General features: G+C 45.2%; 15 protein-coding genes and 1 tRNA gene. 6 read left to right on the top strand and 10 right to left on the bottom strand.

What is annotated here, in order from left to right:
• Positions 1 to 51 precede the first annotated feature (51 nt).
• Positions 52 to 1752: a DUF4145 domain-containing protein gene (locus L4C36_RS18005; RefSeq protein WP_428479188.1), complete on the bottom strand. Its 1701-nt coding sequence runs from the start codon at positions 1750 to 1752 to the stop codon at positions 52 to 54.
• A 544-nt stretch (positions 1753 to 2296) separates the two neighbouring features.
• Positions 2297 to 3412, bottom strand: a complete 1116-nt coding sequence (csm6, locus tag L4C36_RS18000) for a CRISPR-associated ring nuclease Csm6 (protein ID WP_428479187.1) — start codon at positions 3410 to 3412, stop codon at positions 2297 to 2299.
• A 522-nt stretch (positions 3413 to 3934) separates the two neighbouring features.
• Between csm6 and L4C36_RS17995 the strand changes: the two genes are divergently transcribed.
• Positions 3935 to 4588: a winged helix-turn-helix domain-containing protein gene (locus L4C36_RS17995; protein ID WP_428479186.1), complete on the top strand. Its 654-nt coding sequence runs from the start codon at positions 3935 to 3937 to the stop codon at positions 4586 to 4588.
• A 561-nt stretch (positions 4589 to 5149) separates the two neighbouring features.
• Positions 5150 to 5920 (top strand): tRNA (adenine(22)-N(1))-methyltransferase, encoded by a 771-nt coding sequence (locus L4C36_RS17990; RefSeq protein WP_428479185.1) that lies wholly within the window; start codon positions 5150 to 5152, stop codon positions 5918 to 5920.
• A gap of 164 nt (positions 5921 to 6084) precedes the next feature.
• Here L4C36_RS17990 and L4C36_RS17985 read toward each other — a convergent pair.
• The 3 genes from L4C36_RS17985 to L4C36_RS17975 form a co-directional block, all read right to left on the bottom strand.
• Positions 6085 to 6159 (bottom strand) — tRNA-Gly (locus L4C36_RS17985).
• Between the two features lie 217 nt (positions 6160 to 6376).
• A complete protein-coding gene (locus tag L4C36_RS17980) occupies positions 6377 to 6553 on the bottom strand; it encodes a hypothetical protein (RefSeq protein WP_428479184.1) in 177 nt (58 codons plus the stop codon).
• A gap of 137 nt (positions 6554 to 6690) precedes the next feature.
• Positions 6691 to 9093 carry a glycosyl hydrolase family 18 protein gene (locus L4C36_RS17975; protein ID WP_428479183.1) on the bottom strand — a complete coding sequence of 801 codons (2403 nt, stop codon included), beginning with the start codon at positions 9091 to 9093 and terminating at the stop codon, positions 6691 to 6693.
• 638 nt (positions 9094 to 9731) lie between these two features.
• Between L4C36_RS17975 and L4C36_RS17970 the strand changes: the two genes are divergently transcribed.
• The 3 genes from L4C36_RS17970 to L4C36_RS17960 all read left to right on the top strand — a co-directional run bounded on the left by L4C36_RS17970 (position 9732) and on the right by L4C36_RS17960 (position 11546).
• Positions 9732 to 10643: a chemotaxis protein gene (locus tag L4C36_RS17970; RefSeq protein WP_428479182.1), complete on the top strand. Its 912-nt coding sequence runs from the start codon at positions 9732 to 9734 to the stop codon at positions 10641 to 10643.
• A 212-nt stretch (positions 10644 to 10855) separates the two neighbouring features.
• Positions 10856 to 11077 carry a hypothetical protein gene (locus L4C36_RS17965; RefSeq protein ID WP_428479181.1) on the top strand — a complete coding sequence of 74 codons (222 nt, stop codon included), beginning with the start codon at positions 10856 to 10858 and terminating at the stop codon, positions 11075 to 11077.
• A gap of 157 nt (positions 11078 to 11234) precedes the next feature.
• Complete coding sequence (locus tag L4C36_RS17960) at positions 11235 to 11546, top strand: hypothetical protein (RefSeq protein WP_428479180.1); 312 nt, start codon at positions 11235 to 11237, stop codon at positions 11544 to 11546.
• Positions 11547 to 11599: 53 nt separating this feature from the next.
• On the opposite strand, the gene L4C36_RS17955 is transcribed toward L4C36_RS17960, so the two are convergent.
• Positions 11600 to 14032 (bottom strand): response regulator, encoded by a 2433-nt coding sequence (locus L4C36_RS17955; protein ID WP_428479179.1) that lies wholly within the window; start codon positions 14030 to 14032, stop codon positions 11600 to 11602.
• Positions 14033 to 14108: 76 nt separating this feature from the next.
• On the opposite strand from L4C36_RS17955, the gene L4C36_RS17950 reads away from it, so the two are divergent.
• Positions 14109 to 14864 (top strand): substrate-binding periplasmic protein, encoded by a 756-nt coding sequence (locus L4C36_RS17950; RefSeq protein ID WP_428479178.1) that lies wholly within the window; start codon positions 14109 to 14111, stop codon positions 14862 to 14864.
• Positions 14865 to 15312: 448 nt separating this feature from the next.
• Here the strand turns inward: L4C36_RS17950 and L4C36_RS17945 are convergent, their stop codons facing one another.
• The 4 genes from L4C36_RS17945 to hdfR all read right to left on the bottom strand — a co-directional run bounded on the left by L4C36_RS17945 (position 15313) and on the right by hdfR (position 17458).
• Positions 15313 to 15495, bottom strand: a complete 183-nt coding sequence (locus tag L4C36_RS17945; protein WP_428479177.1) for a restriction endonuclease subunit S domain-containing protein — start codon at positions 15493 to 15495, stop codon at positions 15313 to 15315.
• 116 nt (positions 15496 to 15611) lie between these two features.
• Positions 15612 to 15917, bottom strand: coding sequence for a DUF6916 family protein (locus tag L4C36_RS17940; RefSeq protein ID WP_428479176.1), 306 nt, complete (start codon positions 15915 to 15917; stop codon positions 15612 to 15614).
• A gap of 200 nt (positions 15918 to 16117) precedes the next feature.
• A complete protein-coding gene (locus tag L4C36_RS17935) occupies positions 16118 to 16276 on the bottom strand; it encodes a hypothetical protein (RefSeq protein WP_428479175.1) in 159 nt (52 codons plus the stop codon).
• 321 nt (positions 16277 to 16597) lie between these two features.
• Positions 16598 to 17458, bottom strand: coding sequence for an HTH-type transcriptional regulator HdfR (gene hdfR / locus L4C36_RS17930; RefSeq protein ID WP_428479174.1), 861 nt, complete (start codon positions 17456 to 17458; stop codon positions 16598 to 16600).
• Positions 17459 to 17527: the final 69 nt, after the last annotated feature.

Genomic DNA, 17527 nt, shown 5'->3' with positions numbered 1-17527 from the left:
CCCTATACGGCAGATAAACTAAAAAAGTGCATCAGATGTAAGAAATTTGCGTTATTGCTTGCGCGCTTTTTTTGCCAATTTACGTTTCTTTTTATCTTTGACTTTCTGCCCTGCGCTTTTCGGCTGCATGCGCCCTGCAGTGGCATACCCGGATTTTTTCATCAAGGCTTTCCCTTCCGCTGAGTGGATATAACTGCGCGCCGCTTTGTGGCCGGCATCTGCCGCCTCTGATAGCAGGTTATGAATCGTATCTGGCGTCGCGACTGACTTCGCTTTTTTAAACTCCGTGATTGCTTTTTGTGCCATCTGGAATTTCACGTCTGCTTTGGCTTCCTCGCTGTCTCCCTGCGATAACACACGGGTATACACCTTACGCAGCACCTCGTAGTGGCCATCCCCCACACAAATCACGCTGAACAATAGCGGTTGATAAGGCAAGAAGACAGGCAAATCATCATAACTGGCCACCATTTTGTCAGCCATATCAGCTTGAGACAGGGATTTATTCCCCACCCCATGACCATCAACATACGCCTGAATAAAGGCCATGCCCGGTGCGCGCTTCGCCGTGCCTATGATCACTGCGCTGCGCAGGTGCTTATGTGCCTGTTGTTTGAGTGATAGCGGCTGAGGCGTCAGTTGATCAGATGACGGGATCGATGGTCCATCACTCAAGTCATCCAGCAAATCATCGCCACCCAGTGCTGTGTATGCTTGCAACTTTTGAAAGGCATCAAGCGTATAAGCCGCCAGCTGATCGCTCTCAAGACCTTTGCTAATCCATTGTGCATATTCGGGTGTGCCGTAGTGCTTTTCTTGTACCGCTAACAATGCTTCAGCATGGCCCTTTTCTGCCGCCTGTGTCAGCATTTCCCACCCACGCACAACTTGCTGTTGATGACACAAATATTGCCCGTAATCAAACGCGGCTTGTCCATCGCTGTCATGCTCTACTGCGCGCTTGAAACACTGCTTGGCAGTGCGGTCAGCATGAGGCATCAATTTTCCGCTGGCATAACTGTTAGCCAACAACAACCACGTTTGCGGGTGACCCTGTGCATGTGCTTTTTCCAGCCAATACGCCAGATCACGCTGACGGTCGGCATACACCGTTTTATTCCACCATTTATCCTCGCCGGTTTCTGTCAATGCAGACAACTGTTCATGACAATATTCCGCCAAGGCAAAGCTAGCCTCTTTCTGGCCATTCAACGCTTGCGTGACTAACTCCGCCAGTTCTGATTGCTGGGGCTCCACCCACTCCCCCATGTCACGCTCTACGGTACCAAGCAGTTTGTGCGCCATGTATTTCGCCATATCGTGCAGCTCGCGAACAAGCGCTTGCATACGCACACGAGAGGTTTTCTGCTGCGCCACGTAATGACCATTCACCTCACACAAATGCACAGAGCGATTCCCCGCATCACGCAAGCGGTGCATCGTATCTGTCACCCATACTTCAACATAACCACTCGCAGACAACATGTTAATTTTGTTGAACAAGTCACCTTTTACGGGTGGCTTGAGCTTAAAATGTGCCCCTAACTCATGACAGGCTAATTCAACAAATAGCCGCATTTTCGCCAAGCTGGATTGACTGTCGCTATACAGGTATTTCTCCGCCTGTATCGCTTGCTGATACAAATCCGGTAATGCTGGCTGTAAAAAGGCAAAGTTGCTCACCTCTGTCATTGCGTTGACTGGGTTATGCGTGTGAACAGTGGRACAGGTAAAAGTACGGGCAGCTGACATGACATCTCTCCATTAATTAAAAACAATATCATCATAATGAGTAGATAACTATGGGTGACGTTCATAAGCTTGCGATCGTTATCCCGCGACACGGCACGGGCAATCTCGTCAGACATAAAAAAGCACAGACGTGAGCCTGTGCTATTTCGTTTCTGATTCACCACCTAATGTTGTGTTGAGCGTTGCTGACATCACTCAGAATTTGATCAGTTCGCCACAGTCTTTACATTGATAAACGGCTTTAAACCACAGGCGTTGAAAAACATTACGTTTTAGTTTGATGACATGACGATGCTGACAAAATGGATCCATAACACATTCTCCAGATACAGTGGCCCCTGCGCAGCAAAAAGCCACACACGAAAGGACGATTAATAATGACAATGGGATAAAAAGAGGGAGGGGATAAGACTCAACTATCAGATGACTGCATAGGCCGATTTTTTGCAGTAAGGCAAGGGATGTCACGACACCAGCGTGATCACGTCCCCTCCCCCTTCACCGGCCCTCACACTCAATCAAGCTGTGCGACACTAAACAGACGTCACACCTCCGTGACTAACAATGCTGATGCGATCCAATACTGGTTTCCGCCGCTCACGCGCTGAGAGTGAATCTGCACTTTTTCATAAATTTCTGCTGGTAATGCTTTCTTCAGCTTGCTGTTCACTTGCGTTCGGATCGGCTGAATGAACTCTTTTTCCATCGGTTTTAACGTCGTTAAGGCTTGCTCACGCCAGGCAATATCATCTTCCAAACCAAACGTCCGGTAGACACGAACATCCCCTTTCATTTTGCTGTATACCGACAAATAGGCCTTACTTGGCGCAGTGCTTTCAATAAAATGGCGATCCACCAGCACTTTTTTATCGGTTTCAAGAGCAATGTAGTGATACAGAGCGAGCTCTTTGGCCGTAAGCTTAATATCAATGCCCAGCACCGAGATGGTCGACGCATTATGCGACAGCTGTGCCGATGTCACTTGATCGGCCGCATTCATGCGTGCCACCGTTTTACTGAAGGTCGCCTCCTCAATTTGGCTGATCAGATCATCTTCAAACTTCTTACGCATACGCACAAAGGGGATCTCGGCAAGCGTTACGATCGCCTCTTTGGTATTGACCTGATCCGCCGCTGTTTTACCGACAATCCAATTGTCGTTTTTGGTCGGAAAATAGAAATCACGGACAAACTCGAAATCATCGTTCACAAACACGTGGCTGAGAGAATCCTGCTCACGGCCTAACAATGACATGGCATAGCCCATGTAAAACGCCATGGTTTTACGCCCACCGGCAATTGATGCATGGATCGCCGTCTGGTTATCAGCGGTGAGTTCGGCGACTTTGCGGGTGATGAAATTGGCCATGTAGGCTTGATCTTCTTCGCCTTTCGCATCAAACACCGGCCGACCTTGTTCATCTTCAATCAACCAAATATGGCTTTCATCGAACGCAACGGCAGGCATACCATATTCATCATACAGCGCTTGGAGGTGCCCTTGTGTAAACAGACCTTCCACCAAGATCGCTTTCGCACTCTCCGTTGTGATCACATACATCTCATCTGGGTATGTCTTACCCTGCGTAAACAACGCATACAAGGTTTCAGTCACTACTTGTGGGCTCGCACCCGTTGTACAGAGAAGAATGTTTTTCATTGTTATGTGTGCCTTACTAACGTCGTTCGCCAACCGATGGTCTTTATGATACACAGTGCATCATCATTTGCGAAGATATTAATACTTAAAATGAGTAGATGGTAGATCGTAAGCTTGTGAAAATACCATGGCACACAAATCATGTGATGATGTATCACCATCACGACCATGCTATTAATAGTGAAAATATCTAAGAGAATTGGAGCATATTTGCTGGATAAAAAACCACTTACAAGTGTATGAAATAAATATAAATTCAAATGTAATCAAACATAATTCCATAACAAACAACAACTTATACATCACCCCATTTATCCACCGCACTAAATAATGTAGAAACTCGCCACTTTGAGTGTTTGTCTTTCTGAACAAAATGATTAGTTTATTTCAAAAAATCATTAGATTTACTAATGATAAATGCCTTTATTGTAATCAGTAAGATTTTGAGTATACTTCGCGGTCATTTTAAAATATCTCACCATGCCACCGCATTTCTATGCTTAATTAAGGTTTACGTAAACATTGAATTCACAATTACACAGCAAAAAAAACATTCAGTTGGGTGATTATTACTGGCATGTCGAGTCGCGCACGATGGCACATAAAAATGAAGGTATGAGTGATAAAAATATAACCTTGACTCATAAACAGCACTTGTTACTCACTTGCTTGGTTAATGCGCATCCAACGATATTGAATCATAAAGAAATCATTCAATCCGTGTGGTTGTCTAAACCAACATCCAGTGAAAGCTTGCCGCAGTTGATCAGCAGAACGCGTAATGCGCTTCAAGACAAAGACAAGTCAATTTTAGAGAATGTGCCAGGCCAAGGTTACAAACTGAATTTTACGGCTATTGAAACATCTTCACTTATCAATGATGTAGATGTAGATGCTACGCCCCCGACAATAGACTGCAATATCAGCAAAAAAAGCATGTATATAAATCGCTTTTTTCTGATTTCAATCGGCTTGTTATCGTTTTCAGCGCTTTATTTTATCGGGCATTTTGCTGAAATCATCTACTACAAACAAGATTTTCGCTCGTTAATACAAATAAAACCTTATCCGCATATCATCAAAAATACGGGTGATAAAACCATAAAATTAACGATTGACGGTAATATTTGTACCTATGATTCAGATAATCAACGTTTAAACTGCGAAAAAATGTAATTTCTACAACAAGCCGTTAATTTTGATATAGGTTTTAATGTTAAAAATGCGTCGTAACCAATTATTTACTTTTTTGTTAAATCACAAGTACAGCATCATTACTCTTCTTCTGGTGWTTAACATTTCATGTGCGATCTTAGCCCATAATCAGCAACAATATTTTCATGGCACTATCGGTTTCGAAAAATACACTTGGATTGTTCACGGTGAGCAATTCAAAAATGAACATAAACTCACGTATACCTATATAAACAAAGATGACAACACCATAAAATTCAGTGATACCCATCCCTATACCGCAGACCGAATAGGAAAAAATTCGATCCTGGTAAAAAATGAGAATCAGTCCATTAAACTGCATTTATTGACGGCCTATTCTATTGATAATAAATGCAGTTTGGTATTTAGAAACAGCGAGAAAATGACCATGACAAATGTGCATCTGTCCTGTTTCGTTCCCAAGTAAAGCGTTAAATTTTATTATGCTCGTCAGTTTTTGCCCTCCCCCCCGTGCTTGCTCCTCACTGGTCGTACAGCAACATCACGGTAAAGACTATTGAGATGCAAGCCATAATCGGCATGCTATCGAAGTCTCCATCTGGCGAAACCGGCAAAAACCATTACAATACGCGACTTCTCAACGTAGGTGAACGCCCCTTGAAACTCAGCAAACGACTTAAACACATCGAGCAATTGATCACGCCTGGCTATACCCATATTTGGGATTGCTGCTGTGATCATGGCCTGTTAGGCACCGCGCTGTTATCTCGACAAGCAGCGGATAATATTCATTTTGTTGATATCGTGCCTGCGCTCATGCAGGCAATAGACCATAAGCTGCAACGCTTTCACGCTGATTCATTGTCAACATGGAAGACCCATTGCCTGGATGTGGCCGCATTACCGCTCGATCAATACGAAGGTAAACATTTGGTTATTATTGCCGGTGTGGGAGGGGACTTGATGACGCAATTCATTGAGAGTATTCACGGGCTGTATCCCGAGTTAGAGATTGATTTTCTTTTGTGCCCGGTGCACCATCAATTTACTCTACGCCAAACACTGTTACAGCGAAACTTCAGCTTAAAACAGGAATGCCTCGTCAAAGAGAATCACCGCTTTTATGAGATCATTTATGTATCTTCTACGCCAGATGTGAATAAAAAAGTGAGCTTGGTTGGGGAGCATATTTGGCAGTCAACCACGGATGATCAAGCCGATATTGCTGCCCAATATCTAGCAAAAACGCTCAAGCACTACCGACGCATGCAACTGGGTAACACCACGAATGCGACGTCAGCACTTAAGGCTTACCAGCCGATAGTCTGTTGACCCAATAATCAATGCGCAAAAATCGCCATTCTGCACATCGATCCCCTGAAAGAGTCAATAAATGAGAAGGCTAATCTTTAATAAAAGGACACAGGTTGGTGAATGGGTCGGGTATCGTTGGAGATTGAAACGAGAGACGAATACAGAGGATTGGAACTAAGGCTTGGAGCGTACTACGGGAATCGAACCCGTATCATCAGCTTGGAAGGCTGAGGTAATAGCCATTATACGAAGTACGCTTTATAAAGCTTATCGAATGCTAGTTTGCTTTCGATGGGTTCATCATGGCAGATAATTAATAAAAAGAAAGCCTTATATCAGCCAAAGTGAAAGATATCACATTCTTGCCTTTCAACTGATTATTATTCCAACATACCTACGCGATCACCTTGCAACCAACATAAAAAAGCCAGCATAACATTACGCTGGCTTTATCCGTTTACCGCAACATACCCTTTATGATTCAGGGTATTCGCTTTGCTTACCTTTTGGCGTCGCACTGGCTTGCCAATGTTCGTTGGGATCATAGTTTTCATCACAGATATCTAATGAAAAGCCCATGTCCACCACTTCTTTCAAGGTGAGGTTATCTGCCAGTTTTGCTACATCGCCCGATTTATTTCGCAATTCCATACTCGCCTACCTCGTTATCTTTACCGTTTCGCCTCTTAACTATAGGTGTGATACCCCCCATTTTCATGGACAAAAAAGGCCTGACACGCATGTCAGGCCTTTTTCACATTTAAAATAAAGTTAAGAAACTCACTTTATTAGATTTTTTCCCATGGACCGTACTGAGCACCCGGCTGGTCGCCTTGTGTCCACCACTTAGCACGGTATTTCACACCGTTGAATACAACTTCTTGACCGCCAGTGTACACTTTGTCAGCTGACCATGCGTCACCAAGATCTGGGTCTGGGTTTGGACCTGGATCAACGCCGCCGTCATCTTTCGCTTCCCACACTGCGCTGGTTCCAGGTTTTTCACCCTTGTTCCACCACTTAGCAGTGTACGTTACGCCTTCAAATACAACGGTATCACCGCCCACGTATACTTTGTTTGGATCCCAAGTGTTACCTGGCTCTGGCGTGATATCTTTCGCTTTCACGGTTACTGCTACCGTTGCAGTATCTGTCGCTTTACCGTCAGTCACAGTCACAACAAGGTTAACCACTTTGTCAGCTGTTACTTCAGGAGCGGTGAACGCAATGTCTGCACCCGAAGCGGTTGGTGTTACAACCGCGCCTTCAGCTGCAAATGTCAGTGCATCGCCGTCTTTGTCTGTTGCAGACACAGAGATAACCACGGTTTCACCGCTGTTTACTTGTGCAGTCGCAGGCGCAGTCAGTACTGGCGCATTGTTTTCACCTGGTAGTGGTGCTTCACCTTTTACTTTCACGACAACAGACTTAACAGTCGTCTTCTTACCGTCAGAAACCGTTACAGAAACCGTTTCAGTCAGGTCAACAGACGTGTTTGGCGCTTTGTAAGTGACGGTAGCAGTACCGTTACCGTTATCAACAACGGTTGCGTTAGTCACGGTGAAGCTTAGCGCATCGCCGTCAGCATCGGTTGCTGAAACATCAAAGCTGATCACTTGGCCAGCATCTGCCATTTGCACGCCAGGTACGGTCAGTACAGGTGCTTTGTTGCCTGGGACTGGGCTATCTGCTGTGAACACTTTGTCGATTTCTTCAGCCAATGGCGAGCTTAGATCCGAACACTTCTTCAGCTGAGAACCGTGGTTAGTGAACGAGCCTTTACATTGAATATCGCCGTGAACCTGCCATACGATGATACCACCTAGGTCGTTATCAACGATGTACTGGGCTTTCTTGTTCATTGCTTCTGGATCATCATAGCTTAGGAAGTACTTGCCTTTCACCGCGTACGGTACTTGGGCGTTCGCATCCCACATGTGCTCCCAGCCAGTTTGCTTGATGATGTAGTTGTAGTTTGGCTGGCCATCAAACACTTTCCAGTTATCGATGTCTGCCGCAGACAATGTTGGCCCATCAACAGAGAAGTTTAGGGTACGCTTGTCTGTTGGCGCACCTAAGTATGCCGTACCTTCAGTCGTCTGAACGCCACGGCCGTAGAATGCCGCACCGAAGTTGATCTTCTGGCTTGGGATACCTTTAACATCCACCATCCAATTTTTCAGGGTATCAAGGTTCAAGCCCTCAAACTCTTCTTCTGGGTATGGGTATAGTGGAGAGTTGTGACCTGTCACATTAGACCAACCACCGTTAAGGTCGTAAGTCATCATGTTGAAGTAGTCCATAGACTTCACTAGGCGATCCCAGTTAAAGCCTTCAAGGGCTGCAGGTACCGCTTTAAATGCTGCTGTCAGTAGCTTGTTTGGACCGATGCGCTCACGGATATCATCCATTAGCTGTTCAAAGTTCGCGTAGTCAGCTTCTGTACCGGTGAAGTTCATACCGCCTGAACCAGGGTATTCCCAGTCAATGTCGATACCGTGGAAGCCCAACGCCATTAGACGATCAACGTCTTTTAGGAAACGCTCTTTCTTAACAGGGTCAGCAGCCATTTCTGGGAAGTGCTTAGACATACTCCAGCCACCGATAGACGCCATCACTTGCACGCCTTTCTCGTTAGCTAAGTCGATCAGACCCGGTGCACCACCTTCAACTTTTAGAGGAAGAGGCATTTGACCTGTTACGCCCGTTGGTTCGTGTTTCCAACCACGGCCATCTTTAATGAAACCTTGTGCTTGTACTTTCGCTAGCGCTTCAGCCTGCCAAGGTTCATTTCCTGGGTACTCGTGAATGTACTCTAGCTCACCCCAAAGGATGTGTAAGTCCCAGCTTGAGTAAACGTCTGGGTGTAGAAGTGGGCCTGGCTCCTGCACGGAACCCGGCTTGTAAATGCTCTTGTTACGTAAGTCACCACTGTGCATTGAACCGTCTTTTGCCACCCCGAAGAATGAGAAGTTCAAGATTGAGTAGATGTCCATATCTACGTTCAAGTGTGTCGCTTCACCTTTTACGCTGAAGCCGGCATCTGTACCTTTCCACGCTTCCCACTGCGTCAAATAACCGATAACGGCTTTATCGTGAGTCGGTGCAGCAACTGCTGTTGCAGTTGTCCCTGCCATCAACAAGGTAGCCATTGCACATGCTACTTTGCTAAGACGTAGTCCCTTTTGCATAATGTTCTCCACATAATGTTTAATTATTCACCGATGACAGGCAGTACATCCTGCGCTTCATTCGATGTCATTAAGTGTTAGCTAACTTTTTTCGGAACGCGAAACTGTTGTTATTGTTTTACATGTCATTTCAAATGAAAATGTAAAATGGCTGTAAAGTAAAATCTGAAACACACGCTCTGTTCAAATTTATTGTCCATGCACGGCCATTTTTTTCTCTCCGCCCAAATCACCTTTATTCAAATATCAAAGTTGTCAATAACGACTTTGATCAACGAATGATGAGAAACTCAGTATCTTCCCTTTCCTCGAACAGGGGGAAAACGCTACTATGATGACAAAGTGTTTCAGGCGCGGGATTTCGTCATTTTTCATGGCAATATCAACAAGTAAGGTGGAATGATATTTCTCTGCACAAGCGAAGAATATGAATGTTAGATGGAAAATATCACTACCAGTAGCGCCTTTTTTATGCGTAAATTCTATTTTGAGTCAAATGTCACGCAATGTAACAAAAAGTAAATATTGTCTTGTGACGCTTCTGACAACTTCATTTTTTCATCACCACTGCGCGGAAATCGGTGGCTGATGGTAACGGCGAAAGTGCCATTACACTTTCATCTCAAAGGGATTGAACAATGATAAAAAATGCCACGAATCAATCTCAAGGCATGCTGCTTTTTCAGCTTACCGCACGGCAGTCTTTTGCTATTGGTACACTCAAAGTTAAAGAGATCGTGCCTTACACAACACTCACTGCTATCCCTCATTCTCATCCCACCGTACTCGGTGCGGCGAATCTGCGCGGGGACACATTACCGATTATTGATATGGCCAAAGCAGTCGGTTACCCGTCATTGACAAATGACGAATTAAGCACCTGCTATATCATTATTACGGACTGCCAACGTATGCTGGTTGGCTTTCTTGTGCGGGGAATTAATAAGATCACGGCGTGTAATTGGCATGATATTGAAGCGCCACCCAGTACGTTGGGCAACAATGTGTTTGTCACGGGTGTAACCATGGTTGACGATAAACTGATTCAGCTATTGGATGTGGAATTGTTGCTGTCTAAGGTGTTTCCTGAGCCGCCAAGCAGTTTGCATCCGGTATTAACGGATATGCAGCGTGAGAAGCTCCGCCCGTTAAAAATCATTTTGATCGATGATTCTTCCGTGGCTCGTCGACAACTGTCGCAAGCGCTCGACAGTATTTCAGTGCCGTACTTTGTCGCAACCAGCGGCCTACAGGCACTGGACATGCTCAAACATGCGGCGGCAGGCGGTTCACCGTTTGATATTGTCGTCAGTGATATTGAAATGCCGGGGTTAGATGGCTATGAGTTGGCATTTGAAATTCAAAACACGCCTTCTCTCAATAGTGCTTACATTATTCTGCATACGTCATTATCCAGTGAGATCAGCGTGTCTCAAGCCCATCAGGTTGGCGCACATGAAGCCTTAACCAAGTTTGAAGCCAACGAACTGGTCCATGCGATGTTACGCGGAGCCGAGCGAAAACAAACCGCACTGACCTTAACGGCCTAGATAACGCTAATCCCTTTTTCTGCGCCATGCGACCACTATTTCTACGCCATGCGACATGTTCTTTGCCTAGATATCTTTTTATCAAAGTAACATCGCATGTCGTAGCATTCGGCCATTCATAATGCATGCCTTGTCGCACGAGAGAAACAAGGCCCCCCGCTTGCGTCAACTACACTCAGTACACGGCATCGTCTTGATACAAGGTATCTACCATGAAAACACTGTTCATTGTCGGCTTATTGAGCTTTTGTGGCAGCGCATGGGCATCGGGAGGAGGATTAGGTGGGCTGCCAGCGCCAACAGCCCCCTTTATGACCGTGGCGGTTTGTTTGGATGCGCACGGAAAACCCTTACCGCGCACACAACACCTCAAACAACAGCATCAATGCAAAGTCACAGGGAAAACGGATATCGATAAGATTAACCGCAAATAGTCCCTAACCGTGATCCCCTTTCCATAATGCACTATGGTGTGGGCTTTTCTTTCGCATTTGACGCTCGGCTGACAAAGTCATTATTGAGTCATGGCACAGTATGTACATCGGCACATTTTACTATGTGTAACCTGTACTTAACTCAATCGCTGTAATCATGATGATCAAGAAAAGCCTCGCCGCACTCTCTCTGTTTGCCTTCTCGACGCTGGCTCAAGCCTCTCCCGAACTCTTAGCCCCTACGGAAGTGGATCACGGGCAATATGAACTAATCGAAACCTTTAAAATTCAAGGTGACATTAACGACAGCCTAAGGCATCTCGTGATAACCAATATTAAAAATAAACACAGCGAATATTACGTCATCTCGGATATTTCTGAAGACACCAGCGAAAATACCCTGACGGTGGTGATCAGCTTATATAATCAGCCGATGGATTTCTTGACCAATAACCAGTCGCTTTCCTGAGCATAATAATCCCATTTGATCCGCAGGTTTCACTGTCATCGCGACCGTGCGGATCAAATCGTCGTTTCATGCTGCGCACAGTACAACGTCAACATTTTTGCTAACGTCTGCTTACTGACCGGTTTAGAGGCAAAATCGTCCATACCGGCTTGCAGGCATTTCTCTTTCTCTTCCTTCACGACATTGGCGGTTAGCGCGACAATAGGGATATGCTCCTCTTCGGCTTCAAGGGCTCGAATGGTCTTCGTTGCTTCAAAGCCGTCCAATACCGGCATTTGGCAATCCATAAAAATCAAATCATAATGTTGCTGCTGAAAGGCTTCTACCGCCACTTGGCCATTTTCCGCAATGTGAACCACCGCCCCCAGTTTCTCGAGCATCATTTGGGATACTTTCTGATTAATCGCCGTGTCTTCCACCACCAATATCAATAGTTGATCCGTCGAGGCACAGACGACCTCCTTCACCATGGTCTCCTTCGCGACAGCCTCCTTCGTCACTGTCAACGGCTCAGCCGATGTCGCGGAGGGCGCAATCTGCCTGTCACTCGAGATCTTATCAGGTTCCTCGCTCGCAGGTGTATTGATCGCCTCACTGAGGGGCGCCGCGTCACTAAGAGAAGTATCGGTATACGAACAGCCAGCAAGGCCGATCAATTGTGTCAGTACCCAAATTAAGTGGCTTTCTTTATAAGGGCGGACAATAAAGTATTGAATGCTTGCCGAATGCGCACTGTGCTCATCTCCCGGTTCAGGGGCTGCCGAAATCATCATCATCTTAGGACAGCGCGCTTTAAGGTTCTCCGTCAGTATGTCTGCCAGCTGAAATCCCCCCAGTTGCGGCATCCATTTATCTAAAATAATGGCATCAAACGGTTGTTCAGCCACGTCTGCATCAGTGACCATTGCCAATGCGTGAACCGGGTTATCACACAGTGTGGTTAGCACACCGAACCGTTCAAGCTGCACCGAGGTGATCCGCATGTTCAGCATGCTGTCATCAACCAATAACACCCGTTTGGCTTGCAAGGCGTCAGGCTCGACAAGTCCATCGTGACGCTCTTGATGGGCAAACGGCAATGAAAACGAAAAACAACTCCCTTGGCCCAGTGTGCTTTCTAGCTGTAACTGCCCGCCCATTAAGTGCACCATTTCCCGACAAATCGCGAGCCCTAAGCCAGTCCCACCATATTGCCGAGTTGTGCTGCCATCGGCTTGCTGAAATTTTTCAAACACCAACGCATGTTGATCCGGAGAGATCCCGATCCCACTGTCACTGACAGCAAACCCTAACCGACACCGTTCGGACAAGGCTTCAAGGTGTTTGATGGTGACCTGCACATGGCCCTTTTCGGTAAACTTCACCGCATTACTGACCAAATTCGTCAAGATTTGTCTGAGCTTCGTGGCATCCCCCAATAACAATGGGCTCACCATAGGATCAACCGAACACGATAGCACCACGCCTTTTTGTGCCGCTTTAACTAAAAACAGCGCTTCAACCTCTTTGCTTAATTCAAAAATATTCACCGGCATCGAATCAAGTTCCATTCGGCCGGCTTCAATTTTTGAAAAATCTAAAATGTCATTAATGACATCCAATAATGACAACGACGAGGTGTGCAGCATGGTGACATAATCTTTCTGTTCCGCAGGCAACTTCATGTCCAGCATTAAGCCCGACAGGCCGATAATACCATTCATGGGAGTACGAATTTCATGGCTCATGTTGGCCAAAAATTCACTCTTTTTCTGATTGGCTTGCTCAGCATGTTGGCGAGATTGTTCCAGTTGACGATAATTTTCCCGTACATGGGCAATTGAATGATTATAGCGTGACGCCAATACCGAAATTTCATCGTTAAACCACCGGGGGGCCAATTCAATAGACAAGGGAATTTGCTGTTCATCAAATTCGGTGACGGTTTTAGCCATGGCGGTGAGCGGGCGAACAATCAGTCGGTAAGTCACGATTAAAATCACAATCGCAATACAAAACACCAGTAAAGCATAACCGACGAGCAAGACTGTCCCTTTTTTAATTAAGCGACTGTAAACCAATGACAAATCAAATTGCAGTGTCAATGTCGCCAACTGATACGTTTTATTACCCATCACCTGTTCAAGCGGCCATTGCTGCGCCAGCACTTGTTCAGTCAGAGGGGTGCCTAACTGAATAATGACTTCTTGCTCATTCGCTATTTGTAAATGATTGATGCCGGGCAAATGCATAATACCCTGTGCTTGTATCAACAATTGCGTCCGATCTTCCACCCACAGACTGGATGACAAGCCCGATAAATCACTTTCTTGAATTTGATGAAATAAAGCATGGATATTTAAACGCGCTTGTTGATAGTCAAAATATAAACTTAACCCTGCGGACATCACGGTAAATACTGAGCTTATTATCAATAACACAATCAGAAGTTGTTTCGATAAGCTCATGATCATTTTATTTTGTGATTGCTGTTTTCTTTTGGCCATCCGTGCCCCCACCCATGCATTTTCACCACTAATCTAATCATAGACCTCGAAAACGAATGTGGAAAAAGGACCAACAATGTATAAATTCATCGTATTTTGCGCAGGGTTACTCCTTCCGCTTTCGGCATACAGTGAACCGCTCACAACGGTTAACTATTACGTGATAAAAAAACAGGCTGTCCCGTTTCAAATTGAGAATGGTGATAGCCACAGCGGTATTGTTACCGACATTGTTCACGCAGTATTTAAAGACTCACCGTATACATTGGCTTATCACGCCTATCCGTTTAATCGCATGATTTCTGTGCTGGAAAATGGTGGTGAAGCGAACTGGATCACGTACGGCAGCCCCGCATGGGGAGGTGTGCAAGCCGCCAACTTATCCTCTCAACCAATTTATACTGTAAAGCACGCCCTGTTGAGTCGCCAAGGGAGCACATTGTCATTCAACACGATGCAAGATCTTCAGGACAAGGTCGTCGTGCTACTGCATGGATTCAGTTATCCGGAATTGATGCCGTATATAGAAGATGGCACTATTGATGAACTGCGAGTAAAAGATTACGCCGCAGCCATCCGCGTGATTAATCGCTCACCGGATGATACAACGTTTGTTGAAATGGCATCTCGTATTAAATACCATTTGAAAAAGGGTCAACATCCATCAACGGAGTATAATCTGACATCGTTTAGTCAGGTCATTCCTGATTATTCTATCTATTTAGCGTTTGACCCTGATATGGACAGTAATATTCAGGATTTTATTAATCATCGACTCGCGACTCTTCATGACGCTGGAGATATAGCGGCTATTATTGAGCAGTATAATTGATATTTTACTTACGGAAACACAAGTCCAGTGATAAAAGTTATTTATCACTGGACTTGTATTATTGACAGCGACGGTATGGAATGCTGACCGTTGCTTCTTTTTTTGAACTATAACCCTGTCCATCTGTCACCCAAAAAAAATAAAACTTTCTTTGATAAAGGTAATACCTATCACCGTCTTTGATGACTTTATAGTCTCGTCGAAAAACCTTTGAATCTGTGTGTGTATTCATTGCTACGCCATCTAGCTGTTATTTAATTTTCGCTTTAGAGCGTAAATTAACACTTGAGCGTATAGAGTCAGATAAAATGAATATACATTCTTAAACTTGTCGAGTCACAATTCAGAAAGCAATGTAACAAATGCAATGCGCAGTCTTTTACTGGAAGGCAAACGGCATCACACGCGAGTGTAATGCCGTCAGTGTTTGACCTATGGCTGCTGCGTATTATGCGTCAGCGGCAGGTTTACGGTTACCCGTCATGAAGGCTTCAAGCACTTCTGGTGTTAACTCACCCGCCGCTTCCAGACGCTTTAACTCTTCAACAATACGCTTCTGATCGTCAAGAGAAGGCAGCGGTAACTCAGGCTCTTTTTGAATGTCATCAGGAATACTTAGATTGTCTAGCATGTTTCAACCTTTGGTTTAACTTGAATAAAATACCATTGGCCGCAGTATACATGATTTGTATCGCCAAGTGACCCCAGCCCGCATCTTGAAGCCCGATAACAAACGCATACACAGATTTAGTCGGGTAATTGTGAATCAACAATGATCTCATACTCGTGACCCGTCTTATGAAAAACATACAACAGGATCTCACCCAGCTTGGGATGCTTAAAATGGTAATGGCCATCAGGAAAGTGGCTGCTGCCATCTCCTTGAAAGTTGATCACAAAATGCTCTATCACTCTGCCGATATCATCAAAGCCATGGCGAGCTAAGGGGGTTACCGCATCAACGATAAAGTGCCCTTCTCGTCCTTGCTCATCAAACAGGCTGATCGTTTCCCCAATCAACTTCTGCGCGTTCTTCATTGAGAGTGGATTCATGACACCTCCGATTGGCTTTATCGCCCAATAGATGCATTACGCGTCTCTATAAAGCGTAAACCGGATCAGGCTAAACACAATCACAAGTATCGGTAGAAGAGAGGAAAGGAGTGAGTGGGAAGTAAAATGACAAATAACCGGCAACAAAAAGGGCACCCTCAGGCGCCCTTCACTTCAATCATCATTGCGATGATAAGAAATTAATAGCTTTCTTCAAACTCCGGAAATTCATCACGCTGTCGCGCAACACGACGCTTTTTCTTCCTTGATTGCTGATCGAAATCTTGAAAATCATCTCCAAAATCGAACTTGTTTTTTGACTTAGACCCTTTTGCGAATTTTTGATCTAACTTAGCCATGACTGTTTCCTGACACTCTTCCAGAGTAAGTAACTAATTACTAATACGTTGTACACTTACAACAATACTGGATTTATCACACAGTATTGTTACCGATATAAACAGCAGCGTAGCGCGAGATAAAAACAGTAAACGAAACCTTCGCCACTGACTGCTCTCTTCTACACAGTGTGATATACATCAACCGTGTTAACACAGGCTTTCCCCTACCTTGGCAGGGGGAGCAATCTGAGAATAGGAGATCATCGTATTTTCTGTACAACGAGTAATTTTTATCCTTACCATCAACGGTTTTTATGCAACAGCCAGCACTCTATACCGTTAAATGCTCTCGATGATTTGGGTAAACGGAACAGCCAGCATCGCTTCCAACATTTCCACTTTTTCTGTGTCTTCTCGCCACACTAAATACAGCGATTGTTCCATGACTGGCGCGCCTTCAACCGGGAAAAGTAACCCTTCTTGAACACTGCTTGCCACAACCGGTGACGGCAAGAAACCCACACCATTGTTATTGATTAAGAACTCAACCGCCATTTTGCTTGAGTGCGTATGCATGATCGGAGTTTTTTGCAATTCTGTGATCCGGCTATGCTCGAGCGAAAAACGCGTACCCCAATCGAGGTAAACCAACGGGCGCGCTTTCACTTGATCCATCGCACATTCCGGTACATTCGTGACAAGCTGCAATTGGTAATCACGCACTTTGGTGACATGTAAATTTTCAATTTTCGGTGGATCGCTGGTAATCGCTACATCAATACTTTTGTCGAGCAGCTGCTTGGCTAAGCTCTGACGCGGGACAGATTCAAGACGTAATGCCAACCCTTCGACGCTCTGATAAATACGGCTGATCCAATCGGAAATGCCATCGAACTCCCAAAACAAAGAGGAGGCCCCTATAGTTACCTGCTGATTGTGGCTGTCACTTAATGCGACATCTTGCTTGGCCCGTCCCCAGGTTTGCAAAATCGCTTCAGCATAAGGCTGCAAGCGCTCTCCTGCCGCGGTAAGATGCACATTACCCCGCTGACGAGAAAACAAATCATTCCCTAACTGCGTTTCGAGTTGTCGAATGCGAAAACTGACGGCTGACTGGGTTAAAAACAGGTTGTCTGCGGCACGACCAAAGTGGCGAGTCTTTGTTACTTCGAGGAATGTTCTGAGTAGTTCTGTATCCACTAGCGATCTCAATAACTAAGGAGAATATAAAACCCTAGCGATCTCAATAACTAAGGAGAATATAAAACC

The sequence above is a fragment of the Photobacterium japonica genome, from assembly GCF_050337005.1.
Classification (GTDB): Bacteria; Pseudomonadota; Gammaproteobacteria; order Enterobacterales; family Vibrionaceae; genus Photobacterium; species Photobacterium japonica.
This window is presented reverse-complemented; position numbering and strand designations above follow the sequence as displayed.

Bases quoted from the DNA above. Each gene is read 5' to 3' on its own strand.
- L4C36_RS17945 (WP_428479177.1), bottom strand. From the start codon at position 15,495: ATGCTAGACAATCTAAGTATTCCTGATGACATTCAAAAAGAGCCTGAG.
- csm6 (WP_428479187.1), bottom strand. From the start codon at position 3,412: ATGAAAAACATTCTTCTCTGTACAACGGGTGCGAGCCCACAAGTAGTG.
- L4C36_RS17970 (WP_428479182.1), top strand. From the start codon at position 9,732: ATGATAAAAAATGCCACGAATCAATCTCAAGGCATGCTGCTTTTTCAG.
- L4C36_RS17965 (WP_428479181.1), top strand. From the start codon at position 10,856: ATGAAAACACTGTTCATTGTCGGCTTATTGAGCTTTTGTGGCAGCGCA.
- L4C36_RS17975 (WP_428479183.1), bottom strand. From the start codon at position 9,093: ATGCAAAAGGGACTACGTCTTAGCAAAGTAGCATGTGCAATGGCTACC.
- L4C36_RS17990 (WP_428479185.1), top strand. From the start codon at position 5,150: ATGCAAGCCATAATCGGCATGCTATCGAAGTCTCCATCTGGCGAAACC.
- L4C36_RS17980 (WP_428479184.1), bottom strand. From the start codon at position 6,553: ATGGAATTGCGAAATAAATCGGGCGATGTAGCAAAACTGGCAGATAAC.
- L4C36_RS17950 (WP_428479178.1), top strand. From the start codon at position 14,109: ATGTATAAATTCATCGTATTTTGCGCAGGGTTACTCCTTCCGCTTTCG.
- L4C36_RS17935 (WP_428479175.1), bottom strand. From the start codon at position 16,276: ATGGCTAAGTTAGATCAAAAATTCGCAAAAGGGTCTAAGTCAAAAAAC.
- L4C36_RS17940 (WP_428479176.1), bottom strand. From the start codon at position 15,917: ATGAATCCACTCTCAATGAAGAACGCGCAGAAGTTGATTGGGGAAACG.
- L4C36_RS17955 (WP_428479179.1), bottom strand. From the start codon at position 14,032: ATGGCCAAAAGAAAACAGCAATCACAAAATAAAATGATCATGAGCTTA.
- L4C36_RS17960 (WP_428479180.1), top strand. From the start codon at position 11,235: ATGATGATCAAGAAAAGCCTCGCCGCACTCTCTCTGTTTGCCTTCTCG.